General features: G+C 65.2%; 24 protein-coding genes and 1 pseudogene. 20 read left to right on the forward strand and 5 right to left on the reverse strand.

All coding sequences use genetic code 11. From position 1 onward, the window contains the following. Nucleotides 1–33 precede the first annotated feature (33 nt). The 5 genes from ACE3N9_RS02295 (at nucleotide 34) to ACE3N9_RS02315 (ending at nucleotide 4,870) form a co-directional block, all read left to right on the forward strand. On the forward strand, nucleotides 34–591 hold the full coding sequence (locus ACE3N9_RS02295) for a peroxiredoxin (RefSeq protein ID WP_374280459.1): 558 nt from the start codon (nucleotides 34–36) through the stop codon (nucleotides 589–591). Nucleotides 592–680: 89 nt separating this feature from the next. After that, nucleotides 681–1,532 carry a hypothetical protein gene (locus tag ACE3N9_RS02300; RefSeq protein ID WP_374280460.1) on the forward strand — a complete coding sequence of 284 codons (852 nt, stop codon included), beginning with the start codon at nucleotides 681–683 and terminating at the stop codon, nucleotides 1,530–1,532. 73 nt (nucleotides 1,533–1,605) lie between these two features. Further along, nucleotides 1,606–2,733 carry a peptide chain release factor 2 gene (gene prfB / locus ACE3N9_RS02305; protein WP_374280462.1) on the forward strand — a complete coding sequence of 376 codons (1,128 nt, stop codon included), beginning with the start codon at nucleotides 1,606–1,608 and terminating at the stop codon, nucleotides 2,731–2,733. Then, the gene (locus tag ACE3N9_RS02310; RefSeq protein ID WP_374280464.1) at nucleotides 2,730–3,464 is read left to right on the forward strand and encodes a class I SAM-dependent methyltransferase; all 735 of its coding nucleotides are present in this window, start codon (nucleotides 2,730–2,732) and stop codon (nucleotides 3,462–3,464) included. Before prfB ends, ACE3N9_RS02310 begins: the two co-directional genes overlap by 4 nt. Next, on the forward strand, nucleotides 3,464–4,870 hold the full coding sequence (locus ACE3N9_RS02315) for an NAD(P)H-dependent flavin oxidoreductase (RefSeq protein WP_374280466.1): 1,407 nt from the start codon (nucleotides 3,464–3,466) through the stop codon (nucleotides 4,868–4,870). The genes ACE3N9_RS02310 and ACE3N9_RS02315 overlap by 1 nt, the downstream gene beginning before the upstream one ends. A 6-nt stretch (nucleotides 4,871–4,876) precedes the next feature. On the opposite strand, the gene ACE3N9_RS02320 is transcribed toward ACE3N9_RS02315, so the two are convergent. From ACE3N9_RS02320 to ACE3N9_RS02330, 3 genes are all read right to left on the reverse strand, one after another. Beyond that, complete coding sequence (locus ACE3N9_RS02320; protein WP_374280468.1) at nucleotides 4,877–5,389, reverse strand: DUF805 domain-containing protein; 513 nt, start codon at nucleotides 5,387–5,389, stop codon at nucleotides 4,877–4,879. Then, nucleotides 5,382–6,686, reverse strand: coding sequence for an ammonium transporter (locus tag ACE3N9_RS02325; RefSeq protein WP_374280470.1), 1,305 nt, complete (start codon nucleotides 6,684–6,686; stop codon nucleotides 5,382–5,384). Before ACE3N9_RS02325 ends, ACE3N9_RS02320 begins: the two co-directional genes overlap by 8 nt. Before the next feature lie 112 nt (nucleotides 6,687–6,798). Next, nucleotides 6,799–7,818 carry a 2-hydroxyacid dehydrogenase gene (locus tag ACE3N9_RS02330; RefSeq protein ID WP_374280472.1) on the reverse strand — a complete coding sequence of 340 codons (1,020 nt, stop codon included), beginning with the start codon at nucleotides 7,816–7,818 and terminating at the stop codon, nucleotides 6,799–6,801. Between the two features lie 79 nt (nucleotides 7,819–7,897). Here ACE3N9_RS02330 and ACE3N9_RS02335 point away from each other — a divergent pair, with 79 nt between their 5' ends. Continuing rightward, a complete protein-coding gene (locus ACE3N9_RS02335) occupies nucleotides 7,898–8,386 on the forward strand; it encodes an SH3 domain-containing protein (RefSeq protein WP_374280474.1) in 489 nt (162 codons plus the stop codon). 18 nt (nucleotides 8,387–8,404) lie between these two features. On the opposite strand, the gene ACE3N9_RS02340 is transcribed toward ACE3N9_RS02335, so the two are convergent. Together ACE3N9_RS02340 and ACE3N9_RS02345 are read right to left on the reverse strand one after the other, a co-directional pair. Next, nucleotides 8,405–8,647, reverse strand: a complete 243-nt coding sequence (locus ACE3N9_RS02340; protein WP_374280476.1) for a hypothetical protein — start codon at nucleotides 8,645–8,647, stop codon at nucleotides 8,405–8,407. A 150-nt stretch (nucleotides 8,648–8,797) separates the two neighbouring features. After that, a complete protein-coding gene (locus ACE3N9_RS02345) occupies nucleotides 8,798–9,994 on the reverse strand; it encodes an acetyl-CoA C-acyltransferase (RefSeq protein WP_374280478.1) in 1,197 nt (398 codons plus the stop codon). A gap of 149 nt (nucleotides 9,995–10,143) precedes the next feature. Here ACE3N9_RS02345 and ACE3N9_RS02350 point away from each other — a divergent pair, with 149 nt between their 5' ends. From ACE3N9_RS02350 to nuoL, 14 genes and pseudogenes are all read left to right on the forward strand, one after another. Further along, a complete protein-coding gene (locus ACE3N9_RS02350; protein WP_374280479.1) occupies nucleotides 10,144–11,577 on the forward strand; it encodes a coniferyl aldehyde dehydrogenase in 1,434 nt (477 codons plus the stop codon). 186 nt (nucleotides 11,578–11,763) lie between these two features. Beyond that, complete coding sequence (locus ACE3N9_RS02355) at nucleotides 11,764–12,138, forward strand: NADH-quinone oxidoreductase subunit A (RefSeq protein WP_374280480.1); 375 nt, start codon at nucleotides 11,764–11,766, stop codon at nucleotides 12,136–12,138. Next, entirely contained in the window at nucleotides 12,135–12,692 is a 558-nt protein-coding gene (locus ACE3N9_RS02360) for an NADH-quinone oxidoreductase subunit B family protein (RefSeq protein ID WP_374280482.1), read from the forward strand. The genes ACE3N9_RS02355 and ACE3N9_RS02360 overlap by 4 nt, the downstream gene beginning before the upstream one ends. A gap of 10 nt (nucleotides 12,693–12,702) precedes the next feature. Next, nucleotides 12,703–13,320, forward strand: a pseudogene (locus tag ACE3N9_RS02365) (NADH-quinone oxidoreductase subunit C); the annotation flags it as partial. A gap of 11 nt (nucleotides 13,321–13,331) precedes the next feature. After that, nucleotides 13,332–14,543 (forward strand): NADH-quinone oxidoreductase subunit D, encoded by a 1,212-nt coding sequence (locus tag ACE3N9_RS02370; protein ID WP_374280484.1) that lies wholly within the window; start codon nucleotides 13,332–13,334, stop codon nucleotides 14,541–14,543. Continuing rightward, nucleotides 14,540–14,890, forward strand: a complete 351-nt coding sequence (locus ACE3N9_RS02375; RefSeq protein ID WP_374280486.1) for a nuclear transport factor 2 family protein — start codon at nucleotides 14,540–14,542, stop codon at nucleotides 14,888–14,890. The genes ACE3N9_RS02370 and ACE3N9_RS02375 overlap by 4 nt, the downstream gene beginning before the upstream one ends. Next, entirely contained in the window at nucleotides 14,890–15,558 is a 669-nt protein-coding gene (locus ACE3N9_RS02380) for an NAD(P)H-dependent oxidoreductase subunit E (RefSeq protein ID WP_374280488.1), read from the forward strand. The genes ACE3N9_RS02375 and ACE3N9_RS02380 overlap by 1 nt, the downstream gene beginning before the upstream one ends. Nucleotides 15,559–15,561: 3 nt before the next feature. Continuing rightward, nucleotides 15,562–16,848: an NADH-quinone oxidoreductase subunit NuoF gene (gene nuoF, locus ACE3N9_RS02385; protein WP_374280490.1), complete on the forward strand. Its 1,287-nt coding sequence runs from the start codon at nucleotides 15,562–15,564 to the stop codon at nucleotides 16,846–16,848. Next, the gene (gene nuoG / locus ACE3N9_RS02390) at nucleotides 16,848–18,854 is read left to right on the forward strand and encodes an NADH-quinone oxidoreductase subunit NuoG (protein ID WP_374280492.1); all 2,007 of its coding nucleotides are present in this window, start codon (nucleotides 16,848–16,850) and stop codon (nucleotides 18,852–18,854) included. The genes nuoF and nuoG overlap by 1 nt, the downstream gene beginning before the upstream one ends. After that, complete coding sequence (nuoH, locus tag ACE3N9_RS02395; RefSeq protein WP_374280493.1) at nucleotides 18,851–19,909, forward strand: NADH-quinone oxidoreductase subunit NuoH; 1,059 nt, start codon at nucleotides 18,851–18,853, stop codon at nucleotides 19,907–19,909. Before nuoG ends, nuoH begins: the two co-directional genes overlap by 4 nt. Beyond that, complete coding sequence (gene nuoI, locus ACE3N9_RS02400) at nucleotides 19,906–20,391, forward strand: NADH-quinone oxidoreductase subunit NuoI (RefSeq protein WP_374280495.1); 486 nt, start codon at nucleotides 19,906–19,908, stop codon at nucleotides 20,389–20,391. Before nuoH ends, nuoI begins: the two co-directional genes overlap by 4 nt. Before the next feature lie 15 nt (nucleotides 20,392–20,406). Then, entirely contained in the window at nucleotides 20,407–21,024 is a 618-nt protein-coding gene (locus ACE3N9_RS02405; RefSeq protein WP_374280497.1) for an NADH-quinone oxidoreductase subunit J, read from the forward strand. Next, nucleotides 21,024–21,329 carry an NADH-quinone oxidoreductase subunit NuoK gene (nuoK, locus tag ACE3N9_RS02410; RefSeq protein WP_374280499.1) on the forward strand — a complete coding sequence of 102 codons (306 nt, stop codon included), beginning with the start codon at nucleotides 21,024–21,026 and terminating at the stop codon, nucleotides 21,327–21,329. Before ACE3N9_RS02405 ends, nuoK begins: the two co-directional genes overlap by 1 nt. 7 nt (nucleotides 21,330–21,336) lie before the next feature. Then, nucleotides 21,337–23,373, forward strand: a complete 2,037-nt coding sequence (nuoL, locus tag ACE3N9_RS02415) for an NADH-quinone oxidoreductase subunit L (RefSeq protein ID WP_374280501.1) — start codon at nucleotides 21,337–21,339, stop codon at nucleotides 23,371–23,373. Nucleotide 23,374 lies beyond the last annotated feature (1 nt).

Consider the following 23,374-nt stretch of genomic DNA (forward strand, 5'->3'; position numbering starts at 1 on the left):
GACAAGCGCGGCGGAGCGGCGCATTTCTTGCGAATGACTCGCATCCTGCCCCTCGCGCTTGCCGCCGCTGCCGCCCTGATCGTTCCCGCCGCCGCTACGGCTGAATTGCCGGTCGGCGCCAAGGCCCCCGGCTTTGCCACCCAGGGAGCGCTGGCGGGCAAGGCGTTCGGCTTCAACCTCACCGCCGCGCTGCGCAAGGGGCCGGTGGTGCTCTATTTCTATCCCAAGAGCTTTACCCAGGGCTGCACCCTCGAAGCGCACGCCTTTGCCGAGGCGATGGACGATTTCCAGAAGGCCGGGGCAACGGTGATCGGCCTGTCGGCGGACGATCTGGAAACCCAGAAGAAGTTCTCGACCGAGCATTGCCGCGACAAGTTCCCGGTGGCGATTGCCACTCCGGCGATCATCCAGGCCTACCAGGTGCAACTGAAGAAGCCCGACGGCGCGCTGCTGCCGATGACCTCGCGCACCAGCTATGTCATCGGCCGGGACGGGCGGATCAAGCTGACCTACACCAACATGGACTACAAGGATCACGTCAAGCAGTCGCTGACCGCGGTGCGGGCGCTGAAGGCGCGGCCCAAGGGCTGAAACTGTCCCGTTGCATGACAGTTTAAATCAAGGCCTTGCAATAAGTTAGGTCAGGAGCAGGGTCTGCCCTCCAACCACAGGGGGCTGACATGCTAGGTCGCATCGCCATTACTGCCGCACTCGTCCTGGCGCCGCTTGCCGCCAGCGCGCAGACCGCGCCGATTTCGAAAACGATCACTCTGACCTATACCGGCACGGTCACGCAAAGCGCCGCGGACACGATCATGATCCGCCAGCCCGATGGCTCGCTGACGCGCTACACCGGGCCGCTGCCGGACTTTCCCTACAAGACTGGCGATCAGGTCTCGATCAGCTTCAACGCCACGGTCCCGACCCGCGCCTTTTACGATAGCGGGGTCTATCAGGGGCAACTCGCGGCGGATGGAATTTACCGGATCGGCGTCAGTTCACCGTTTTACAACGGGGGTACCACGCCTGGCGGGGTCGGCAATTCGACCGCGGCGGACATTACCGGGGCAATCAATCCCGCGCTCAATTCCGGGCAGCCGACCAATACCCGCATGACGATCGTCTACGATTACAACGCCGACAGCTATTCGATCGTGGGTGCGGGCGATTTCGCATCGGGGGCCTATGCCGGGCCGGGCTACATCTACAATGCGGCAACCACGCAATATGTCGGGTGTACCGGCGGCGCAGCCTGCACCACTTATGCCGGAGCCGATCCCATCCTGTTCCAGCTAAGGCAGAACGCCGATGGTTCGCTGGGGACCGGCAATATCGGCGTGATGTCGACCGACCTGACCAGCGGGACGGGCACCGGGTTCTTCAGTCTGCTGTTCAGCGGGGGCTGGAACCTGCCCACGTTCGGCGGCGGGGGCGGGCCGACCCCCGTGCCCGAGCCGGGCATGCTGGGGCTGATGGCAGGCGCCTTTGCCGTGCTGCCGCTGCGTCGCGCGCTGCGCCGCAAGCCCGCCTGACGCGGGGACGCCCCCTTTACTTTGCGCGCGATCCGGCTAGGGCGCTCTCTCCCGAATTTGCGGAGTGATTTCCATGCGTGCCGAAGGGCAGGCCCATATCGACCGGATCGAAGCCGCGCTGGCGCTGGTGCGCAAGTTCCTTGACTGGGACCGCGCGCTGCGCCGGCTCGACGAACTCAACGCGCGGGTCGAGGACCCCAAGCTGTGGGACAATCCCAAGGAAGCCGAAGCCGTGATGCGCGAACGCCGCCGCCTCGAAGCAGCGGTGGGCACGGTCCAGGGCATCGCCAAGGAAATGGCCGACGCCGTCGAATACGTCGAACTGGGCGAAATGGAAGACGATGAGGACACGGTGAACGAAGGTCTGGCCGCGCTCGCCGCGCTGGCCGATCGCGCCGATGCCGACAAGGTCCAGGCGCTGCTGGCCGGCGAGGCCGACGCCAACGACGCCTACCTTGAAGTTCACGCGGGCGCGGGCGGCACCGAAAGCCAGGACTGGGCCGAAATGCTCCAGCGGATGTACACCCGCTGGGCGGAACGCCACGGCTACAAGGTTGAACTGGTCGACTACCATGCGGGCGAACAGGCCGGGATCAAGAGCGCGACGCTGATGATCAAGGGCGAAAACGCTTATGGCTATGCCAAGACCGAAAGCGGCGTCCACCGCCTGGTCCGGATCAGTCCCTATGACAGTTCGGCCCGGCGCCACACCAGCTTCAGCTCGGTCTGGGTCTATCCGGTGATCGACGATGACATCGACATCGAGATCAACCCGGCCGACCTCAAGATCGACACGTACCGTGCCTCGGGCGCGGGCGGGCAGCACGTCAACACCACCGATTCGGCGGTGCGCATCACCCACGTGCCCAGCGGGATCATCGTTGCCAGTCAGAACGACCGCAGCCAGCACAAGAACCGCGCCACCGCGATGAACATGCTGAAGGCACGCCTGTACGAGGCTGAACTGGCCAAGCGCGAGGCGGAAGCCAGCGGTGAATACCAGTCCAAGACCGAGATTGGCTGGGGTCACCAGATCCGCTCCTACGTGTTGCAGCCCTATCAGCTGGTCAAGGACCTGCGCACCGGCGCCACTTCGACCTCGCCCGATGATGTGCTAGACGGGGCCCTGGATCCTTTCATGGCCGCCGCGCTGGCCCAGCGCGTGACGGGTGAAAAGGTGCAGGTGGAGGATGTCGATTGAGGCCACTGGCCGCCGCATTGCTGACCTTGCTGACGCTGGCGGGCTGCACCGCCGCTAGCGATCCCGACGCTGACCGCCCGGCCACCGCGCGCGAGTTTCCCCGCGCCTGGCGCTCCGTCTCCGCACTTGGCGGCAAGGAAGCCGCCAGCGAGGACCAGCGCGACAACCTGGGCGAAGCCGAAGTGGTGATGGACCTTGCCCGGATTGGTGAAGGCACCACCGTGGCCGACATCGGCGCGGGCGAAGGCTATTACACCGTGCGTCTGGCCGAACGGGTCGGCGCAAAAGGCCGCGTCCTGGCCGAGGACATCGACCCCGGCGCGATCAAGCGCCTGGGCGAGCGGGTGGTGCGCGAGCGGCTCGACAACGTCTCGATCAAGACCGGCACGCCCGACGATCCGCGCCTGCCGGACAATTCGTTCGACCGCATCTTCCTGGTCCACATGTACCACGAGGTCGGCGAACCCTATGCCTTCCTGTGGCGGCTGCGCCCGGCGCTGCGCCCCGGCGGGCAGGTGATCGTGGTCGATGCCGACCGGCCGACCGACCAGCACGGCATGCCGCCGGAGCTGCTATTCTGCGAATTTCAGGCAGTGGGCTTTCGCTTGGTCGAATTTGTCCGTAAGCCGGAACTCAAGGGCTATTATGCGCAGTTCGAGGCTTCGGGCGACCGGCCCGATCCTGCTGCGATCAAGCCGTGCAACACAGCCAAGGGAAAGACGGGGACGTAATGAGTTTCAAGGGGTTGAAGCCGATCCTTTACGGCGGGCGCGAAGTGTGGCCGTTGGTCGAAGGTGGCAAGGGCGTGGCGGTTTCGAACCATGCCAGCTCGGGCGCGTGGGCAGCGGCCGGGGGCATCGGGACGGTCAGCGCGGTCAATGCCGACAGCTATGACCCCGATGGCAAGATTGTTCCCCAGATCTATGACGGCCTGACCCGCAAGGAACGCCACGAACAGCTGGTCCAGTTCGGGATCCGGGGTGGGGTGGAACAGGTCCAGCGCGCGCATGAGATTGCGGGCGGCAAGGGCGCGATCAACATTAACGTGCTGTGGGAAATGGGCGGCGCGCAGCAGATCCTGGAAGGGGTGCTGGAACGCACCCAGGGACTGGTCACCGGGGTGACCTGCGGCGCGGGCATGCCCTACAAGCTGTCGGAAATCGCGGCGCGGTTCAACGTCCACTACCTGCCGATCATCAGTTCTGCCCGCGCGTTCCGCGCGCTGTGGAAGCGCGCCTATCACAAGGTCGCGGACCTGATGGCCGCCGTGGTCTATGAAGATCCGTGGCTGGCCGGCGGCCACAACGGCCTGTCCAACGCCGAAGATCCGCGCCAGCCGCAGGATCCCTATCCGCGCGTCAAGGCGCTGCGCGACACGATGCGCGCCGAAGGCATTGCGGACAGCGTGCCGATCGTGATGGCCGGCGGTGTGTGGTTCCTGCGTGACTGGAACGACTGGATCGACAACCCGGAACTGGGCCAGATCGTGTTCCAGTTTGGCACCCGCCCGTTGCTGACGCAGGAAAGCCCGATCCCGCTGGCGTGGAAGGACCACCTGCGCACGCTGGAGCCGGGCGACGTGCTGCTGCACCGTTTTTCGCCCACCGGCTTCTACAGCTCGGCAGTGCGCAATCCGTTCCTGCGCAACCTTGAAGCGCGCTCGGAACGCCAGATCCCCTATTCCAAGGTCGAGGCGGGCGAACACACCGCGCGGCTTGATGTCGGGGTGGGCAACAAGAACTACTGGGTGGCCCCGGCCGATCTGGAACGCGCCCGCGCCTGGGTGGCAGCCGGTTTCAAGGAAGGGCTGCGCACCCCCGACGACACGATCATCTTCGTCAGCGAGGATGAGCGCGCGGTGATCCAGAAGGACCAGAAGGACTGCATGGGCTGCCTGTCGCACTGCGGGTTCTCGGCGTGGAAGGACCACGACGATTACACCACGGGCTATCTGGCTGATCCGCGCAGCTTCTGCATCCAGAAGACCCTGCAGGAGATCGCCCACGGCGGGCCGATCGACCAGAACCTGATGTTTGCCGGCCACGCCGCGTTCAACTTCAAGACCGACCCGTTCTATTCGAACAACTTCACCCCCACGGTGAAGCAGCTGATCGACCGGATCCTGACCGGCGACTGAGCGCGGTCAGCCAGCGGCGCGCGGGTCTTCGCCATGGGCGTTGGACCCGGCGCTGCCCGGCAGCAGGCATAGCGCCACGACCGCAAGGTTGGTGAGGATCGCCAGCCAGTCGAGCGGCCAGAGCAGGGGATCGAGCGACAGGTTCGCCTCGATCCCGCCAAGCACACCGGCAATCCCGCGCACCAACGGCAGGGCCAGTCCCGGCAGCGCCAGCCAGGCCAGCGCGCCGCTGCGTCCGCTGTCATGGCAGCGCCGCGCCAGCAGAGTGAGGAAGGGAAGGGTGAGTAGGGCGCCGATCGCCAGGTCGGCCTGCCGGGGCAGATCGCGCCCGGCCACGGCTTCGCCCAGTGACAGCGCCAGCGGCACCAGCCACAGCGCGGTCACGGCATAGATCACCACATCGGTGCGGCGCGCCCGGCCACGGATCGTGAAACTGCGGCGCAGGACCCCGCCCAGGGTGGGGACGAAGCCCGGATAGGCAAAGGGCAGTGTGCCCCCGGCCAGGTCCGGCTTAGTCAAATTCCCAGGCCCGTTCGCCGTGGCTGGCCAGGTCCAGCCCCTCGCGCTCGTCGTCCTCGCTGACCCGCATCGGCATGATCAGGCTGACCAGCACCGCGATCAGTGCGCTGGCCACCGCCGACCAGATTGCCACCACGCCCACGCCAACAAACTGCGCCGCCAGCTGCGACACCATGGTCTTGCCTTCGGCATAGCCGGTGCCGCCGAAGCCGGGTGCCATGAACACGGCCAGCAGGATCGAACCGATCATCCCGCCGACCCCGTGGACGGCGAACACGTCGAGCGAATCGTCAATCTTGAGCCGCGCCTTGACCACCTGGATCATCGGATAGCAGACCGAGGCGGCAGCCACCCCCATCAGGATCGCCCCGCCCGGTGAAATGAACCCGGCCGCCGGGGTGACCGTGGCCAGACCCGCAACCGCGCCGGTGGCAAAGCCGACGCTGGTCGGCTTGCCCACGGTGAAGCGTTCGATCAGCAGCCAGACCAGCGCCGCGGTGCAGGCCCCGACATGGGTATTGATGATCGCACTGGCCGCATCGTCGTTGGCGGCGAGCGCCGAACCGCCGTTGAAGCCGAACCAGCCGACCCACAGCAGCGCCGCGCCGGCCATGGTCAGCGAGGGGGCATGCGGCAGCATCAGCGTGCGCGGAAAGCCCTGGCGCTTGCCCAGCAGGGCGGCGACGACCAGCGCCGAAACCCCGGCGGTGGTGTGGACCACGATCCCGCCGGCGAAATCCAGCGTGCCCATTGCGTTCGACAGCCAGCCGCCGCCCCACACCCAGTGCGCGACCGGAGCATAGACCAGCAGGCCCCACAGCGCCGCAAAACCGACCACCCAGCCAAACCGCGCCCGGTCGACCCAGGCCCCGGCCATCAGCGCCGGGGTGATCGCGGCAAAGGTCATCTGGAACAGCGCGAAGCTGCTTTCGGGGATGGTCAGCCCTTCGCGCACGTTGCCAAGGTCAATCAGCATCCACGCGTTGCCCGCGCCCAGCCAGCCGTTGGTGACGTGGCCGAACGCCATGGTGTAGCCGCAGATCACCCACAGCAACGAAGCGACTGCGGCGATCGCGCCGACCTGGACCAGCACGGCGAGGAAATTCTTGGCCCGGACCAGACCGCCATAGAACAGGGTCAGGCCTGGCATGGTCATCATCAGCACCAGCGCCGATGAAATGAGGATCCAGGCGGTGTCGCCGGTATCGGCCACGTCCACCGCGGCATCCTGGGCGAAAGCGGCAACGGGCGTTGCCGCTGCGGCAGCGGTCAGGGCCAAGGCTGAAAAGGTGCGCATCGCGATTATTCTCCCCACGCCTGGAAGGCGCCGATTCCCGTGCCGGGGGGCTTAGGGCAACGATTGCATCGCTGGCAAGGCGCAGGCGACAGGATGTTGCGCCGTGGGACGGTTATGCCCAGCCTTCCAGCACCTGATCGGGCGGGCGGTGGCCGTCCATCCAGAACCGGATGTTGGCGATCACCTTTTCCCCGGCGTGTTCGCGCCCTTCCACCGTGGCGCTGCCCAGGTGGGGCAGGGTAATGACATTGGGCAGGGCGATCAGGCGCGGATCGACCTTGGGTTCGCGCGCGTAGACATCGAGCCCCGCCCCGCCAAGGTGGCCGCTGCGCAGTGCCTCGACCAGCGCTTCCTCGTCGATCAGGTCGCCGCGCGCGGTGTTGATCAGGTAGGCGCCCGGCTTCATCGCGGAGAGCCGCGCGGCGTTGAGCAGGTGGTGCGTGCCGGGGCCGGCGGGGCAGTGCAGGGTCAGCACGTCGGCTTCGGCAAGCAGGCGGTCGAGGTCCGCCTCATAGCGGGCGCCCAGCATCGTCTCGATGCTGGCGGGCAGGCGGTGTCGGTTGTGATAGACCACTTCCATGCCGAAGGCGCGGGCGCGGTGGGCCACGGCCTGGCCGATCCGGCCCATGCCGACGATCCCCAGCCGCTTGCCGCCGATGCAGCGCCCCAGCAGCGTCGAAGGGGCCCAGCCGGTCCACTGGCCATCGCGGACCAGGCGGCTGCCTTCGCCTAGTCGGCGCGGGACTGACAGGATCAGCATCATGGTCAGGTCGGCGGTATCGTCGGTGAACACGCCGGGGGTGTTGGTGACGATGATCTTGCGGGCGCGGGCGGCGGCCAGGTCGATATGTTCGATCCCGGCGCCGAAATTGGCGATCAGGCCCAGCCGGTCCCCGGCTTCGGCGATCATTTCGGCGTCGATCCGGTCGGTCACGGTCGGCACCAGCACATCGGCCCCGCGCATCGCGGCGATCAGCTCGGCGCGGGTCAGTGGCAGGTCGCCAGCGTTGAGCACCACGTCGAACAGTTCGGCCAGCCGCGCCTCGACCGAGGGCATCAGGTGGCGCGTCACCACGACGCGGGGCTTGCCGTGAACGCGGCGGGCCAGGGGGGTATCGGTGACGACGGTCATCGGTTTATCCGCTAGGACTTTGCGGGGGCACGGGTCAAGCGGCTTGAATGGCAGGCGCTGGGCGGCCTATCAGCGACTCATGATGTTTCGTTACCGCACTGTCCTGAAAGGGGCCGCGCTGGCCCTGTCCTGCCTGGTCATGGCGGCACCGGCCAGCGCCGCCGATGATCCCAAGGTGCCCTACTGGGCCTCGATCCGCCCGGACGAGCTGAACATGCGGGTCGGCCCCGGCGAGGAATACCAGATCAACTGGGTCTATCACCGCCCGAACCTGCCGCTGAAAGTGCTGCGCATCAAGGAAGCCTGGCGCTTCGTGCGCGATCCGGACGGGGCGCAGGGCTGGGTCCATTCGCGCTTCCTGACCCGGCGGCGCGGGGGCCATGTGATCGGCAAGGAACCGGCCGACATGCGCGAAAGCGGCGAGCCGGGGGCCAAGCTGCTGTGGCGGCTTGCCCCGGGCGTAACCGGCCTGCTGGGGGACTGCGCCAATGGCTGGTGCGCGTTCACCGTGGGCGAGCGCAAGGGCTATGTCGAGCAAAGCCGCCTGTGGGGCGCGGGCGAGCCCTAGGCCCGCCCGGCCAGTGCTTCAGCGATGGCGACGGAAGTCGCGGCGGTCTTCGCGCAGTTCATGCTTGGCGCGGGCCAAGTCGCGGCGTTCCACCTTGGCGCGCTGCCAGTTGTGGTGGGCCGCGGCGCGGTGCAACTGATGGCGCTCGTGCTTCACCGCCACCCGGTCGCGGTGCAGTTCGGCGCGGGTGGTGTGGGCCTGGGCAACGCCGGGCAGGGCGAGTCCGGCAACGATCAGAATGCCGAGCAGCTTGCGGTTCATGGGGAGCCTCCTTCGTGCGTGGTGCTGCCACCCGCCATTCGGGTGACAGAGGCTGGATAACCCCCTGAAAATGAAGCGACCCGGAACCGACTGGTCAGTTCCGGGTCATTTCTGTCGCAATGTGTCGCGCGTCTGACCGCGCGCCGGTGCTCAGGCCAGTTCGAGCGCGACCGCAGTCGCCTCGCCGCCGCCGATGCACAGCGCGGCGACGCCCTTGGTCTTGCCGTAGGTCTGCAGCGCCGAAATCAGCGTGGCGATGATCCGCGCGCCCGACGCACCGATCGGATGGCCCAGCGCGGTCGCGCCGCCGTGGACGTTGACCTTGTCATGCGGGATGCCCAGGTCCTGCATCGCGAACATGGTGACGCAGGCGAAAGCCTCGTTCACTTCGAACAGGTCGACATCAGCGGCGGTCCAGCCGGCCTTGTCCAGCACCTTCTGGATCGCGGCGACCGGGGCGGTGGTGAACTTGGCCGGTTCGTGCGCATGGGCGGCCATGGCGATGATCCGGGCGACCGGGGCCTGGCCATTGGCCTTGGCCACGCTTTCGCGCGAGATCACCAGCGCCGCAGCGCCGTCCGAGATCGACGAGGCGTTGGCCGCGGTGATCGTGCCGTCCTTGGCAAAAGCGGGCTTGAGCGCGGGGATCTTGTCTGGACGGCCCTTCTTGGGCTGCTCGTCCTCGGTCACCACCACTTCGCCGGCGCGGGTCTTGATCGTCACCGGCACGATCTCGCGCGCGAACTTGCCGTCCTTGGTCGCCGCCTGCGACCGGGTCAGCGAGGCAATCGCGAATTCGTCCTGCGCTTCGCGGGTCAGCTGGTATTCGTCAGCCGTCACCTGCGCGAAGCTGCCCATCGCCCGGCCCGGTTCGTAGGCGTCTTCGAGACCATCGAGGAACATGTGGTCATAGGCCATGTCATGGCCGATCCGCGCGCCCGACCGGTGCTTCTTGAGAATGTAGGGGGCATTGGTCATCGATTCCATGCCGCCGGCAATGGCATAGTCGATGCTGCCCGAAGCCAGCGCTTCGGCACCCATGATGAGGGCCTGCATGCCCGAGCCGCACATCTTGTTGACCGTGGTCGCCTCGACCGACTGGGGCAGGCCGGCCTTCAGTGCCGCCTGGCGCGCCGGGGCCTGGCCCAGGCCAGCCGAGAGCACGCAGCCCATGTAGATACGCTCGATCGCCGCGCCATCGACGCCCGCGCGCTCAACCGCGCCCTTGACCGCGATGGCGCCCAGTTCCGGGGCGGGAACTTCGGACAGTTCGCCCTGCATGCCGCCCATCGGGGTGCGGGCATAGGACAGGATCACGACGGGATCGTTGGCGGAAAAGGTGGCCATGGGTGCGCCTTTCTATCAGCAGAGCCTTGAGTCTCGCGTGGCATAATGTTGCACTGCATCATTGGCAATCGCGCAGATGCGCGGCGGCCGTGCTTGCCAAGCGAGGCGACTTGCGGAACAACAGTGGCAAATTGCAACGGAGGGGACCCGTGTCCGACACTGAAATTGCCCGCCTGCAGCCCGTGCTGGCCAAGCAGCGTGCCGCCTTTACCGCCGCCCTGCCGGAACCGATGTCCGTCCGGCGCGACCGGATCGACCGCGCGATTGCGCTGCTCGTTGATCACAAGGATGCCTTCGCCAAGGCGGTCAGTGCCGATTTCGGCCACCGCAGCATCGAACAGACGCTGATGAGCGACGTCATGCCGTCGGTCAGTGCGCTCAAACATGCGCGCAAGCATTTCGAGGCCTGGTCGCGCGATGACAAGCGGAGGCCCATGTTCCCGCTGGGCCTGATCGGGGCCAGCGCCAAGGTGATGTACCAGCCCAAAGGCGTGGTCGGGGTGATCGCGCCGTGGAATTTCCCCGTAGGCATGGTGATGGTGCCGATGGCGGGCATCCTCGCCGCCGGTAACCGCGCGATGATCAAGCCGAGCGAGTTTACCGAACGCGTCGCCGACCTGTTCGCCGAAGTGGTCCCGCAGTATTTCGACGAGAGCGAAATGGCGGTGTTCACCGGCGGGGTCGAAGTCGGCACGGCGTTCAGCAAGCTGGCCTTCGATCACCTGATCTTCACCGGGGCGACCAGCGTCGGCAAACACATCATGCGCGCGGCGGCTGAAAACCTGGTGCCGGTGACGCTGGAACTGGGCGGCAAATCGCCCACCTTCATTGGCCGCAGCGCCAATAAGGGCCAGGCGGGCGAGCGCATCGCCATGGGCAAGATGATGAATGCCGGACAGATCTGCCTTGCGCCCGATTACCTGCTGGTGGCCAAGGAGCAGGAAGGCGAAGTGATCGACAGCGTCCGCCAGGGCGTTGCGGCGATGTATCCCAGCCTGCTGGCGAACGACGATTACACCTCGGTCGTCAACGGCCGCAATTTCGAGCGGCTGCAAGGCTACCTGGCCGACGCGCGCGAGAAGGGGGCCGAACTGATCGAGGTCAACCCGGCGGGCGAGGACTTCAAGTCGAGCAACGGCAACAAGATGCCGCTGACCATCGTCCGCGGCGTGACCGACGACATGAAGGTCATGCAGGAGGAAATCTTCGGCCCGATTCTGCCGGTGATGACCTATGACAGCATCGACCAGGCGATCGACTATGTGAACGCGCACGACCGGCCGCTCGGGCTCTATTACTTCGGGCAGGACAAGGCCGAGGAGCAAAAGGTGCTCAATCGCACGATCTCGGGCGGGGTCACGGTCAACGACGTGCTGTTCCACAACGCGATGGAAGACTTGCCGTTCGGCGGGGTCGGTCCTTCGGGGATGGGCAATTACCACGGCTTCGACGGGTTCAAGACCTTCAGCCATGCCCGCGCGGTCTATCGCCAGGCCGGGCTGGACGTGGGCAAGCTGTCGGGTTTCAAGCCGCCCTACGGCAAACAGACCCACGCAACCCTGGCGCGCGAACTCAAGAAGTAGGGGCACCGGGGTGCTGGCAGCAGGGCCGGGGCCGTCAGGTCCCGGCCGTGTTGTGTGCGATCTTGTAAGCGAAGCGTATATTTCACCCGGATTTGGCCCTAGCCCCACTTGCGCGTCCGGCCAGTGGGGACTAGGGCGCGCTCATTCCTTGGCAAGGCCGATTCAGGCCCCAGAAAGGCACTGTTTGTGGTCGATCTCTCGCAATACCTGCCGATCCTGATCTTCCTGGGGATCGCCTTCGCCCTGTCGGCGCTGTTCGTGTTCCTGCCGATGGGCGTTTCGCGCCTGACCGGCTCGCACCAGCCCAGCGTCGACAAGAACAGCGAATATGAATGCGGCTTTCCCGCGTTCGAGGATCCGCGCAGCCAGTTTGACGTGCGCTTCTACCTGGTCGCGATCCTGTTCATCGTGTTCGACCTTGAAGCCGCGTTCCTGTTTCCCTGGGCGGTCAGCCTGGGCGAAACGGGCTGGGCCGGGTGGCTGACGATGATGGTCTTCCTGGGCGAACTGGTGATCGCCTTCGCCTATGCGTGGAAAAAGGGAGCTCTGGATTGGGAATGAGCACGCTCGTCAACTCTGCGGGTCAGCCCCTTTCGAGTGGCCAGGCGGTGATCCCGCCTGACCAGGGCTTTTTCAATGACCTCAATTCGGAAGTGCATGACAAGGGTTTCCTTGTCACCAGCACCGAGGACCTGTTCCAATGGGCCCGTACCGGCTCGCTGTGGTGGATGACCTTCGGCCTCGCCTGCTGTGCGGTCGAGATGATCCACGTCAACATGCCGCGCTATGACATGGAACGCTTTGGCGTCGCCCCGCGCGCTTCGCCGCGCCAGTCGGACGTGATGATCGTGGCCGGCACGCTGTGCAACAAGATGGCCCCGGCGCTGCGCAAGGTCTACGACCAGATGTCGGAGCCGAAGTACGTCATCTCGATGGGCAGCTGCGCCAATGGCGGCGGCTACTATCACTACAGCTATTCCGTGGTGCGCGGCTGCGACCGGATCGTGCCGGTGGACATCTATGTCCCGGGCTGCCCGCCGACCGCCGAAGCGCTGCTGTACGGCGTGATGCAGTTGCAGCGGAAAATCCGCCGCATCGGCACGATCGAGCGTTGAGGGGCAGGCGATGAGCAAGGTTCTCCATTCCGCCCCGCGCTTCGCCTCGAACGAAGGCGTGCTTGACGCGCTGACCAAGGCGCTCGGCGCCAAGGTTGTCGCGGGCAAGGAAGAACACGGCGAAGTCGTGATCACCGTCGCCCGCGCCGAGGTCGCCAATGCGCTGCGGCAGCTGCGCGACGAGCACGAATACCAGCAGCTGGTGGAAATCGCCGGCGCGGACTATCCGGGCCGGGCTGAACGCTTTGAAGTGGTCTACTGCCTGCTGTCGGTGACCAGGAACCACCGCCTGATCGTCAAGACCACGGCTGCCGAGGATACCCCGGTGCCGACCGTGACCACGATCTGGCCGGTCGCTGGCTGGCTCGAGCGCGAAGTGTTCGACATGTACGGCGTGATCTTCGAAGGCAACACCGACCTGCGCCGGATCCTGACCGACTACGGCTTCGAGGGGCACCCCTTCCGCAAGGATTTCCCGCTGACCGGCTATGTCGAGCTGCGTTATTCCGAAGAAGACAAGCGCGTGGTCTATGAACCGGTCAAGCTGGCCCAGGACCTGCGCCAGTTCGACTTCATGAGCCCGTGGGAAGGCGCGGACTACGTGCTGCCGGGCGATGAAAAAGCCGAGGAGAAGAAGGCATGAGCTTCACCCTCGAGGAATCGCCGACCACCGGCGATGAAGTCATCACCAACTACACGATCAACTTCGGTCCGCAGCACCCGGCGGCGCACGGCGTGCTGCGCATGGTGCTGGAACTCGACGGCGAGATCATCGAACGCGTCGATCCGCACGTCGGGCTGCTGCATCGCGGCACCGAAAAGCTGATCGAAAACAAGACCTACCTCCAGGCGCTGCCTTATTTCGACCGGCTCGACTATTGCTCGCCGCTGGGGATGGAGCACAGCTACGTCCTGGCGGTCGAAAAGCTGCTCAACGTCGAAGTGCCGCTGCGCGGGCAATACCTGCGCGTGCTGTTCGCGGAACTGACCCGCATCTGCAACCACATGCTCAACATGGGGTCGCACGTGATGGACGTCGGTGCGATGACGCCGAACCTGTGGCTGTTCGAAATCCGCGAGGATTGCCTCAACTTCTTCGAACGCGCGTCCGGCGCGCGCATGCACAGCGCCTGGTTCCGCCCGGGCGGCGTCCACCAGGACGTGCCGCAGGCGCTGCTCGACGACATGGCGGTGTGGCTGGACAAGCGCATGCCGACCCTGTTCGAGGACGCGATGAGCCTCGTGATCGACAACCGCATCTTCAAGCAGCGCAATGTCGACATCGCCAAGGTTAGCAAGGAAGACGCGCTGGCCTGGGGCTTCTCCGGCCCGATGATCCGCGCCGCCGGCATTCCGTGGGACCTGCGCAAGAGCCAGCCCTATGATGTGTACGACCGCATGGACTTCGAAATCCCGGTCGGCACCAACTCGGACTGCTATGACCGCTTCATGGTCCGCGTCGAGGAAGTGCGCCAGTCGGCCCGGATCATGCAGCAGTGCCTGCGCGACATGCCCGCCGGCCCGGTCAATTCCGACGACCGCAAGGTTTCGCCGCCCAAGCGCGCGGAAATGAAGCAGTCGATGGAAAGCCTGATCCACCACTTCAAGCTCTACACCGAAGGCTTCCACGTCCCGGCCGGCGAAGTCTATGTCGCCACCGAAAGCCCCAAGGGCGAATTCGGCGTCTATCTCGTCTCGGACGGCAGCAACAAGCCGTACCGCTGCAAGATCCGCCCGACCGCCTTCAGCCATCTTCAGGCGATGGACTTCATGTGCAAGGGCCACATGCTGCCCGACGCGACCGCCATTCTCGGCGCGATCGACGTGGTGTTCGGGGAGTGCGACCGTTGAGCAACCTCGATACCGCCAAGGCGATGATCGCGGCCTACAATGCGCAGGACGTCGATACCTACGTCTCGTACATGACCGACGATGCCTGCGAAGCCAACTATCGCGGTGCGGTGGTGCGCGAAGGCAAGGAAGGGACCCGTTCGGGCCTCGCCGCCGCCTTTGCCAAGTGGCCGCAGAACCATGCCGAAATCGTCGAGGCGCAGGCGATCGGCACCTATGTCCTCATGCGCGAACACGTCACGCGCGGCCCGGCTTCCGATGGTTCGGAACTGGTTGAGCCGTTCGACGTGATCGCCGTCTACTCGTTCGAGGGCGACAAGTGCTCTCGCGTGGAGTTCATCCGCTAATGGCTGACCGTCATCTCGAACCCGATACGCCTGAACTGCGCGCGCGCTGGGGCAATTTCGCCTTCAACGCCGCCTGGGACGCCAAGGCCAAGGCCGCGATCGCGCGCTATCCCGCCGGGCGCCAGCGCAGCGCCGTCATGGCCCTGCTCGACTTCGCCCAGCGCCAGGTGGGTGAGGAAACGAACACACAGGGCTGGCTGCCGATCCCGGTGATGGAATATGTCGCCAAGTATCTCGACATGCCGATCATCCGCGTGGTCGAGGTCGCCTCGTTCTACACCATGTACAACCTGGTGCCGGTGGGCCGGTTCCACGTCCAGGTCTGCGGCACCACCCCGTGCATGCTGCGCGGCAGCGACGACATCCTGGCCGCCTGCAAGCAGCGCGGGATGCACAAGGGCCACACCACCGACGATGGCCTGTGGACGCTGACCGAAGTCGAATGCATGGGCAACTGCGCCTCGGCGCCGATGGTCCAGATCAACGACGACAATTACGAAGACCTGACCCCCGAGCGGCTCGACGCAGTGCTCGATGCGCTGGCCGCCGGCCAGACGCCCAAGGCCGGAACGCAGGAACCGGGTCGCCACACCGTCGAACCGCTGGGCGGACCCAGCACGCTGACGGCGATGGTCGATGCCAACCACGACTACCGGAAGGAGTGGTAAGCCATGTCGCTCGCTGACAAGGACCGCATCTTCACCAATCTCTACGGCTACCAGCCGTGGAACCTGAAGGCCGCCCAGGCGCGCGGCGATTGGGACAACACCAAGGCCCTGCTGGCGCTGGGCCAGGACAAGATCATCGAGGAAATCAAGGCTTCGGGCCTGCGCGGGCGCGGCGGCGCCGGTTTCCCGACCGGCATGAAGTGGTCCTTCATGCCCAAGGAATCGAAGGACGGTCGTCCGAGCTTCCTGGTGATCAACGCTGACGAATCCGAACCGGGTTCGTGCAAGGACCGTGAAATCATCCGCCACGATCCGCACAAGCTGATCGAAGGCGCACTGGTTGCCGGCTTCGCGATGCGCGCGCGGGCTGCCTACATCTACATTCGCGGCGAATACATCCGCGAGGCCGAAACGCTGATGGCCGCCGTGCAGGAAGCCTATGACGCGGGCCTGCTGGGCAAGAACGCGGCGAAAAGCGGCTACGATTTCGACGTCTTCGTCCACCGCGGCGCGGGCGCCTACATCTGCGGCGAAGAAACCGCGATGATCGAAAGCATCGAGGGCAAGAAGGGCCAGCCCCGCCTCAAGCCGCCGTTCCCGGCCGGCGCGGGGCTCTATGGCTGCCCGACCACGGTCAACAACGTCGAATCGATCGCGGTTGCTCCCACGATCCTGCGGCGCGGCGCGGCCTGGTTCTCCAGCTTCGGGCGCGAGAACAACAAGGGCACCAAGCTGTTCCAGATCAGCGGGCACGTGAACAAGCCCTGCGTGGTCGAGGAAGCGATGAGCATCCCGTTCAGCGAGCTGATCGAGAAGCATTGCGGCGGCATTCGCGGCGGGCGTGACAACCTGCTGGCGGTGATCCCCGGCGGTTCGTCGGTTCCGCTGGTTCCGGCAGCGGAAATCTGGGACGCGCCGATGGACTTCGACGGCCTGCGCGCGGTCGGCTCGGGCCTGGGCACCGCCGCCGTGATCGTCATGGACAAGAGCACCGACATCGTCCGCGCGATCAGCCGGCTGTCCTACTTTTACAAGCACGAAAGCTGCGGCCAGTGCACCCCCTGCCGCGAAGGCACGGGCTGGATGTGGCGGGTGATGGAACGCCTGCGCACCGGCGATGCCGACGTGGCTGAAATCGACATGCTGTGGGACGTGACCAAGCAGGTCGAAGGCCACACCATCTGCGCCCTGGGCGATGCGGCCGCCTGGCCGATCCAGGGCCTGATCCGCCATTTCCGCCCCGAGCTGGAAAAGCGGATCGCTGAAAACGTTCGGGAGGCGGCTGAGTAATGCCCAAGGTTACCGTCGACGGCGTTGAGCTTGAAGTCCCGCAGGGCGCGACCGTCCTGCAGGCCTGCGAGCTGGCGGGCAAGGAAATCCCGCGCTTCTGCTATCACGAGCGGCTGTCCATCGCGGGCAACTGCCGCATGTGCCTGGTCGAGGTCGCCCCCGGGCCGCCGAAGCCGCAGGCGTCGTGCGCGCTGCCGGCCAGCGAAGGCCAGGTGATCAAGACCGACAGCCCGATGGTCAAGAAGGCGCGCGAAGGGGTGATGGAGTTCCTCCTCATCAACCACCCGCTCGACTGCCCGATCTGCGACCAGGGCGGCGAATGCGACCTGCAGGACCAGTCGGTCGCCTATGGCCGTGGTTCCAGCCGGTTCCACGAGCACAAGCGCGCCGTGACTGAAAAGTACATGGGGCCGCTGATCAAGACCACGATGACGCGGTGCATCCAGTGCACCCGCTGCGTGCGTTTCAGCGAGGAGATCGCCGGGGTCGATGAGATCGGCGCGCTCTATCGCGGCGAGAACATGCAGATCACGACCTACCTGGAAAAGGCCGCCAAGCACGAGCTGTCGGCCAACGTGATCGACCTGTGCCCGGTCGGCGCGCTGACCAGCGGGCCCTACGCGTTCGAAGCGCGGCCGTGGGAACTGAAGAAGACCCTGTCGATCGACGTGTCTGACGCGATCGGGGCGAACGTGCGCCTCGACAGCCGGGGCCGCGAAGTGCTGCGCATCCTGCCGCGCGTCAACGATGACGTGAACGAGGAGTGGCTGAGCGACAAGGGCCGCTTCCAGGTTGACGGGCTGACCAAGCGCCGGCTCGACCGGCCCTATGTCCGCCGCGACGGCAAGCTGGTTCCGGCCAGCTGGGACGAGGCTTTTGCCGCAGTCGCCAGCGTCAATCCGGGCAAGTCGGTCGCGGTGATCGCGGGCGACATGGTCGATTGCGAAACCATGTTTGCCGCCAAGGCACTGGCCGGGGCGCTCGGTTCCTCGCTGCTCGAAGGGCGGCAGACGGGTCTCGCCTACGACTGCTCGAACCTCGCGGCGGTCAACTTCAATTCGACCCTGGCGGGCATCGAAACTGCCGATGCGATCCTGATCGTCGGCAGCCACGTGCGCTGGGAAGCCCCGCTGCTCAACGCCCGCCTGCGCAAGGCGGCGAAGCACGGCGCGAAGGTGTTCGTGGTCGGCCCCGAATGGGATGCGACCTATCCGGTCACCAACCTCGGCAATGACCTCGCCGTGCTGAACAAGCTGCCCAAGGACGCGGAGGCCGCTTTCGAGGCGGCCCAGCGCCCGGCGCTGATTGCTGGCGGGGCCGCACTCGGCAAGGGCGCGCTGGCGGCCTGTCTCGGCCTGTCGGACAAGTTCAACCTGGTCCGCGATGGCTGGAACGGCTTCAACGTGCTGCATTTCTCGGCTGCGCGGATGGGCGGGCTGATGCTGGGCTATTTCCAGGCTGGCGGGATTGCCGACCTGGTCGCGGCCGCGCCCAAGCTGGTGCTTTCGCTTGGCGCCGACGAAGTGGACTACACCAAGTTCGCTGGCTCGACGGTGGTCTATATCGGCCACCACGGCGACAAGGGCGCCCATGCGGCTGACGTGATCCTGCCCGGTGCGGCGTTCAGCGAAAAGCCGGGCACCTTCGTCAACACCGAAGGCCGGGTCCAGCTGGCCGACAAGGCGGTCTTCGCGCCCGGCGATGCGCGCGAGGACTGGACGATCCTGCGCGCGCTGGCCGATGCGCTGGGCGTGTCGGTGGGCTTCGACAGCTTCGACCAGCTGCGCGCGGCGATGGCGGCTGCCGTCCCGGCGCTCGGCCGGGAAGGGCTGGCCGATTACGGCGCGCTGCCCAAGGGCGGGAAGGCCAAGGCGGAAGGCGTGATCGAGGGCTACCCTGTCAAGGACTTCTACCTCACCAACCCGATCGCCCGCGCCAGCGAGACGATGCAGCGCTGTTCGGCCGAACTGCTGCACGGTGAAACCTTTGCGGAGGCGGCGGAATGACCGAGTTCTTCCAGACCCTCGGGATGACCTATGAATGGGCGTGGTTCACCTCGACCATTGCCGGCATCCTGTTGATTGCCCTGCCGCTGATGCTGGCGGTGGCGATGATCATCTATGTCGATCGCAAGATCTGGGCGGCGATGGCGCTGCGGCGCGGGCCCAACGTGGTCGGCCCGCTTGGCCTGCTCCAGTCGTTCGCGGACGGGCTGAAGGTGTTCCTGCAGGAAACCATCATTCCCAGCGCCTCGAACAAGGCGCTGTTCCTGCTCGCGCCGATCATCACCTTTACCGTCGCGTTGATGGCCTGGGCGGTGATCCCGTTCAATTCGGGCGCGATCCTGGCCGATATCAACGTCGGCCTGCTCTACGTCCTCGCGATCTCGTCGCTGGGGGTCTACGGCACGGTGATCGCAGGCTGGTCGTCGAATTCGAAGTATCCGTTCTTCTCGGCAATGCGCGCCTCGGCGCAGATGATCTCGTATGAAGTCTCGATCGGCTTCATCCTGATCTGCGTGGTGCTGTGGGCCGGCACGTTCAACATGAACGGCATCGTCCTGGCGCAGAAGGGCCACGTGCTCGGCCTGTTCAACGGTTTCGTGTTCAATCCGTTGCTGTTCCCGATGTGGGTGATGTTCCTGATTTCGGGCATGGCCGAAACCCAGCGCGCGCCGTTCGACCTGACCGAGGCGGAAAGCGAACTCGTCGCGGGTTACCAGACCGAATACAGCTCGATGAGCTTCGCGCTCTACTGGCTGGGCGAATATGCCAACGTCCTGCTGATGTGCGCGCTCAACGCGACGCTGTTCTGGGGTGGCTGGCTGCCGCCGCTCGACCTGCCGGTGCTCTACCTGATCCCGGGCTGGCTGTGGCTGTTCATCAAGATCTTCTTCTTCTTCTTCGTGTTTAGCTGGGTGAAGGCGACCGTCCCGCGGTATCGCTATGACCAGTTGATGCGCCTTGGCTGGAAGGTGTTCCTGCCGGTTTCGCTGCTGTTCGTCGTCGTGGTGAGCGGCTACCTGATGGCTACGGGTCACTTTGGGGGGCATTCCGCATGAGCGCGGCCCAATTCATCAAGAGCTTCACCCTGTGGGAGTTCGTGAAAGCGCATTGGCTGACCTTGAAGTATTTCTTCAAGCCCAAGGCGACGATCAACTATCCCTTCGAGAAGAGCCCGCTTTCGCCCCGCTTCCGCGGTGAGCACGCGCTGCGCCGTTATCCCAACGGCGAGGAACGCTGCATTGCCTGCAAGCTGTGCGAGGCGACCTGCCCGGCGCAGGCGATCACTATCGAAGCCGAACCGCGCGATGACGGCAGCCGCCGCACCACGCGCTACGATATCGACATGACCAAGTGCATCTTCTGCGGCTTCTGCCAGGAAGCCTGCCCGGTCGATGCCATCGTCGAAGGGCCGAACTTCGAATACGCGACCGAAACGCGCGAAGAACTGCTGTACGACAAGGCCAAGTTGCTGGCGAACGGGGACAAGTGGGAGCGGGCGATTGCCGCGAACCTTGAAGCCGATGCGCCGTATCGCTAGGGGGCGCGCGCTATCATGATCCAGGTCATCGCCTTCTATCTGTTCGCCGCCCTGACGATTGCCGCCGGGGCCTTCACGATCCTGTCGCGCAATCCGGTCCATTCGGTGCTGTGGCTGATCGTGGCTTTCTTCAACGCTGCCGGCCTGATGGTGCTGTGCGGCGCCGAATTCATCGCGATGCTGCTGGTCATCGTCTATGTCGGCGCGGTCGCGGTGCTGTTCCTGTTCGTCGTGATGATGCTCGACATCGATTTCGCGACGCTGCGGGCCGGCTTCATCCGCAATTTCCCGCTGGGCATGCTGCTCGCGCTGGTGATCCTGGGTGAACTGGTAATCGGCGTCGGCGCCTATCGCACCGGCGCGCTTGAGCTCGGTACTGCCGATGGCTCTGCCGCGCCAGCGCCTGGTGCGAGCAACATCGAAGCGATCGGGGCGCTGCTCTACAGCAAGTACCTGTTCCTGTTCGAAGCGGCAGGTATCGTCCTGCTGGTCGCCATGGTCGGCGCGATTGTGCTGACCCACCGCCAGCGCGGCGGGGTGCGCGGCCAGGACGTGGCCAAGCAGATCGCGCGCCGTCCTGATGAAGCGACGGTCAACGTCAAGCCGGAAGTGGGCAAGGGGGTCCAGCTCTGATGATCGGCATCGAACATTACGTCATCGTCAGCTCGGTCCTGTTCGTGCTGGGCGTGCTGGGGATCTTCCTCAACCGCAAGAACGTCATCATCATTCTGATGGCAATCGAACTGATCTTGCTCGCGGTGAACATCAACTTGGTCGCTTTCAGCAGCTTTCTGCACGACCTGACGGGGCAGATCTTCGCCATGTTCGTGCTGACCGTGGCGGCCGGTGAAGCGGCTGTCGGCCTCGCGATTCTGGTGATCTACTTCCGTGATCGCGGCACCATCGCCGTCGACGACGTCAACCAGATGAAGGGGTAAGAGACTCGTGAATCCGATCCTCCTCATCGTTTTCCTGCCGCTGCTCGCCTCGGTCATCGCCGGGCTGGGTAATCGCGCGCTGGGCAACACTCTGGCCAAGTCGGTGACCACCGCCGGGCTGTTCATCAGCTGCGCGCTGTCGTGGCCGATCTTCATCAGCTTCGTGTCCGGTCATGCCGAACCGCAGGTCGTGCAGGTGCTGCAATGGGTCCGCTCGGGCAGCCTGACCTTTGACTGGGCGCTGCGTGTCGACACGCTGACCGCGATCATGCTGGTGGTGATCACCACCGTCTCGGCGCTGGTTCACCTCTACAGCTGGGGTTACATGGCCGAAGACCCGGATCAGTCGCGGTTCTTTGCCTATCTCAGCCTGTTCACTTTCGCCATGCTGATGCTGGTGACCGCCGACAACCTGGTCCAGATGTTCTTTGGCTGGGAAGGGGTGGGCTTGGCCTCTTACCTGCTGATCGGCTTCTGGTTCAAGAAGCCTTCGGCCAGCGCTGCGGCGATCAAAGCTTTCGTGGTCAACCGCGTCGGTGATCTTGGCTTCATGCTGGGGATCTTCGGCACTTTCCTGGTGTTCAACACCGTTTCGATCCCGGAAATTCTGGTGCGCGCGCCGTCGATGGCTGGGTCGACCATCCATTTCCTCGGCACGCAGTGGGATACGATGACGATCCTGTGCATCCTGCTGTTCATCGGCGCGATGGGCAAGTCGGCGCAGCTTGGCCTGCACACCTGGCTGCCCGACGCGATGGAAGGCCCGACCCCGGTGTCGGCGCTGATCCACGCCGCGACCATGGTGACCGCAGGCGTGTTCATGGTTTGCCGCCTGTCGCCGATGTTCCAGACCAGCGAAACCGCGATGCAGGTCGTCACCTATGTCGGCGCGGCGACACTGTTCTTCGCGGCGACGATTGGCACCACGCAGTGGGACATCAAGCGCGTCATCGCCTATTCGACCTGTTCGCAGCTGGGCTACATGTTCGTCGCTGCGGGCGTCGGTGCGCCGGGTGCGGCGATGTTCCACCTGTTCACCCACGCCTTCTTCAAGGCGCTGCTGTTCCTGGGCGCGGGCTCGGTGATCCACGCCATGCACCACGAACAGGACATGCGTTATTACGGCGGCCTGCGTAAGCACATCCCGCTGACTTACTACGCGATGCTTGCCGGTACCCTGGCGATCACGGGGCTGGGCATCGTCGACGTGTTCGGTTTCGCGGGCTTCTATTCGAAGGACTCGATCCTCGAGGCGGCCTATGCCTCGGCCAGCGACAGCGGTCGTTTCGGGTTCTGGATGGGGATCCTGGCGGCATTGCTGACCAGTTTCTACTCGTGGCGCCTGGTCTTCCTGACCTTCTACGGCAAGCCGCGCTGGGCGATGAGCGAGCATATCCAGCACGCTGTCCATGACGCGCACGGTCACGGTGATCACGCTCACGGGCACGACGATCATGGCCATGCCCATGATGATGACGGCACGGCAGGCTATCACCCGCATGAAAGCCCGATCAACATGCTGGTCCCGCTGAGCGTGCTGACCCTGGGCGCGATCTTCGCCGGTTACGTGTTCCACCATTCGTTCATCAGCGAAGGGGCCGGGCACTTCTGGCAGGGCAGCGTGGCGTTCAGCGAAGAGCTGATCCACCACATGCACGGCGTGCCGATCTGGGTGAAGTGGGCGCCCTTCGTGGTGATGGCCCTGGGCTTCGTCACCGCCTGGTTCGCCTATATCCGCAATCCGAAGCTGCCTGCCGCCTTTGTCGAGCAGCTCGGCGTGGTCCACCAGTTCGTCTTTAACAAGTGGTACTTCGACGAGCTGTACAACTTCCTGTTCGTCCGTCCCGCCTTCTGGCTGGGGGACAAGTTCTGGAAGCTGGGCGACATCGGCCTGATTGACCGGTTCGGTCCCAACGGCGCGGCTTGGGTGGTCGCGCAGGGCAGCCGCGCCGCAAAGAAGGTCCAGTCGGGTTACCTCTATTCCTATGCCCTGGTCATGCTGCTGGGCCTGACGGCGGCAATCAGCTGGGTGATGGTGCACTGAT

The sequence above is a fragment of the Novosphingobium sp. genome (genome assembly GCF_041905565.1).
Taxonomy (GTDB): Bacteria; Pseudomonadota; Alphaproteobacteria; order Sphingomonadales; family Sphingomonadaceae; genus Novosphingobium.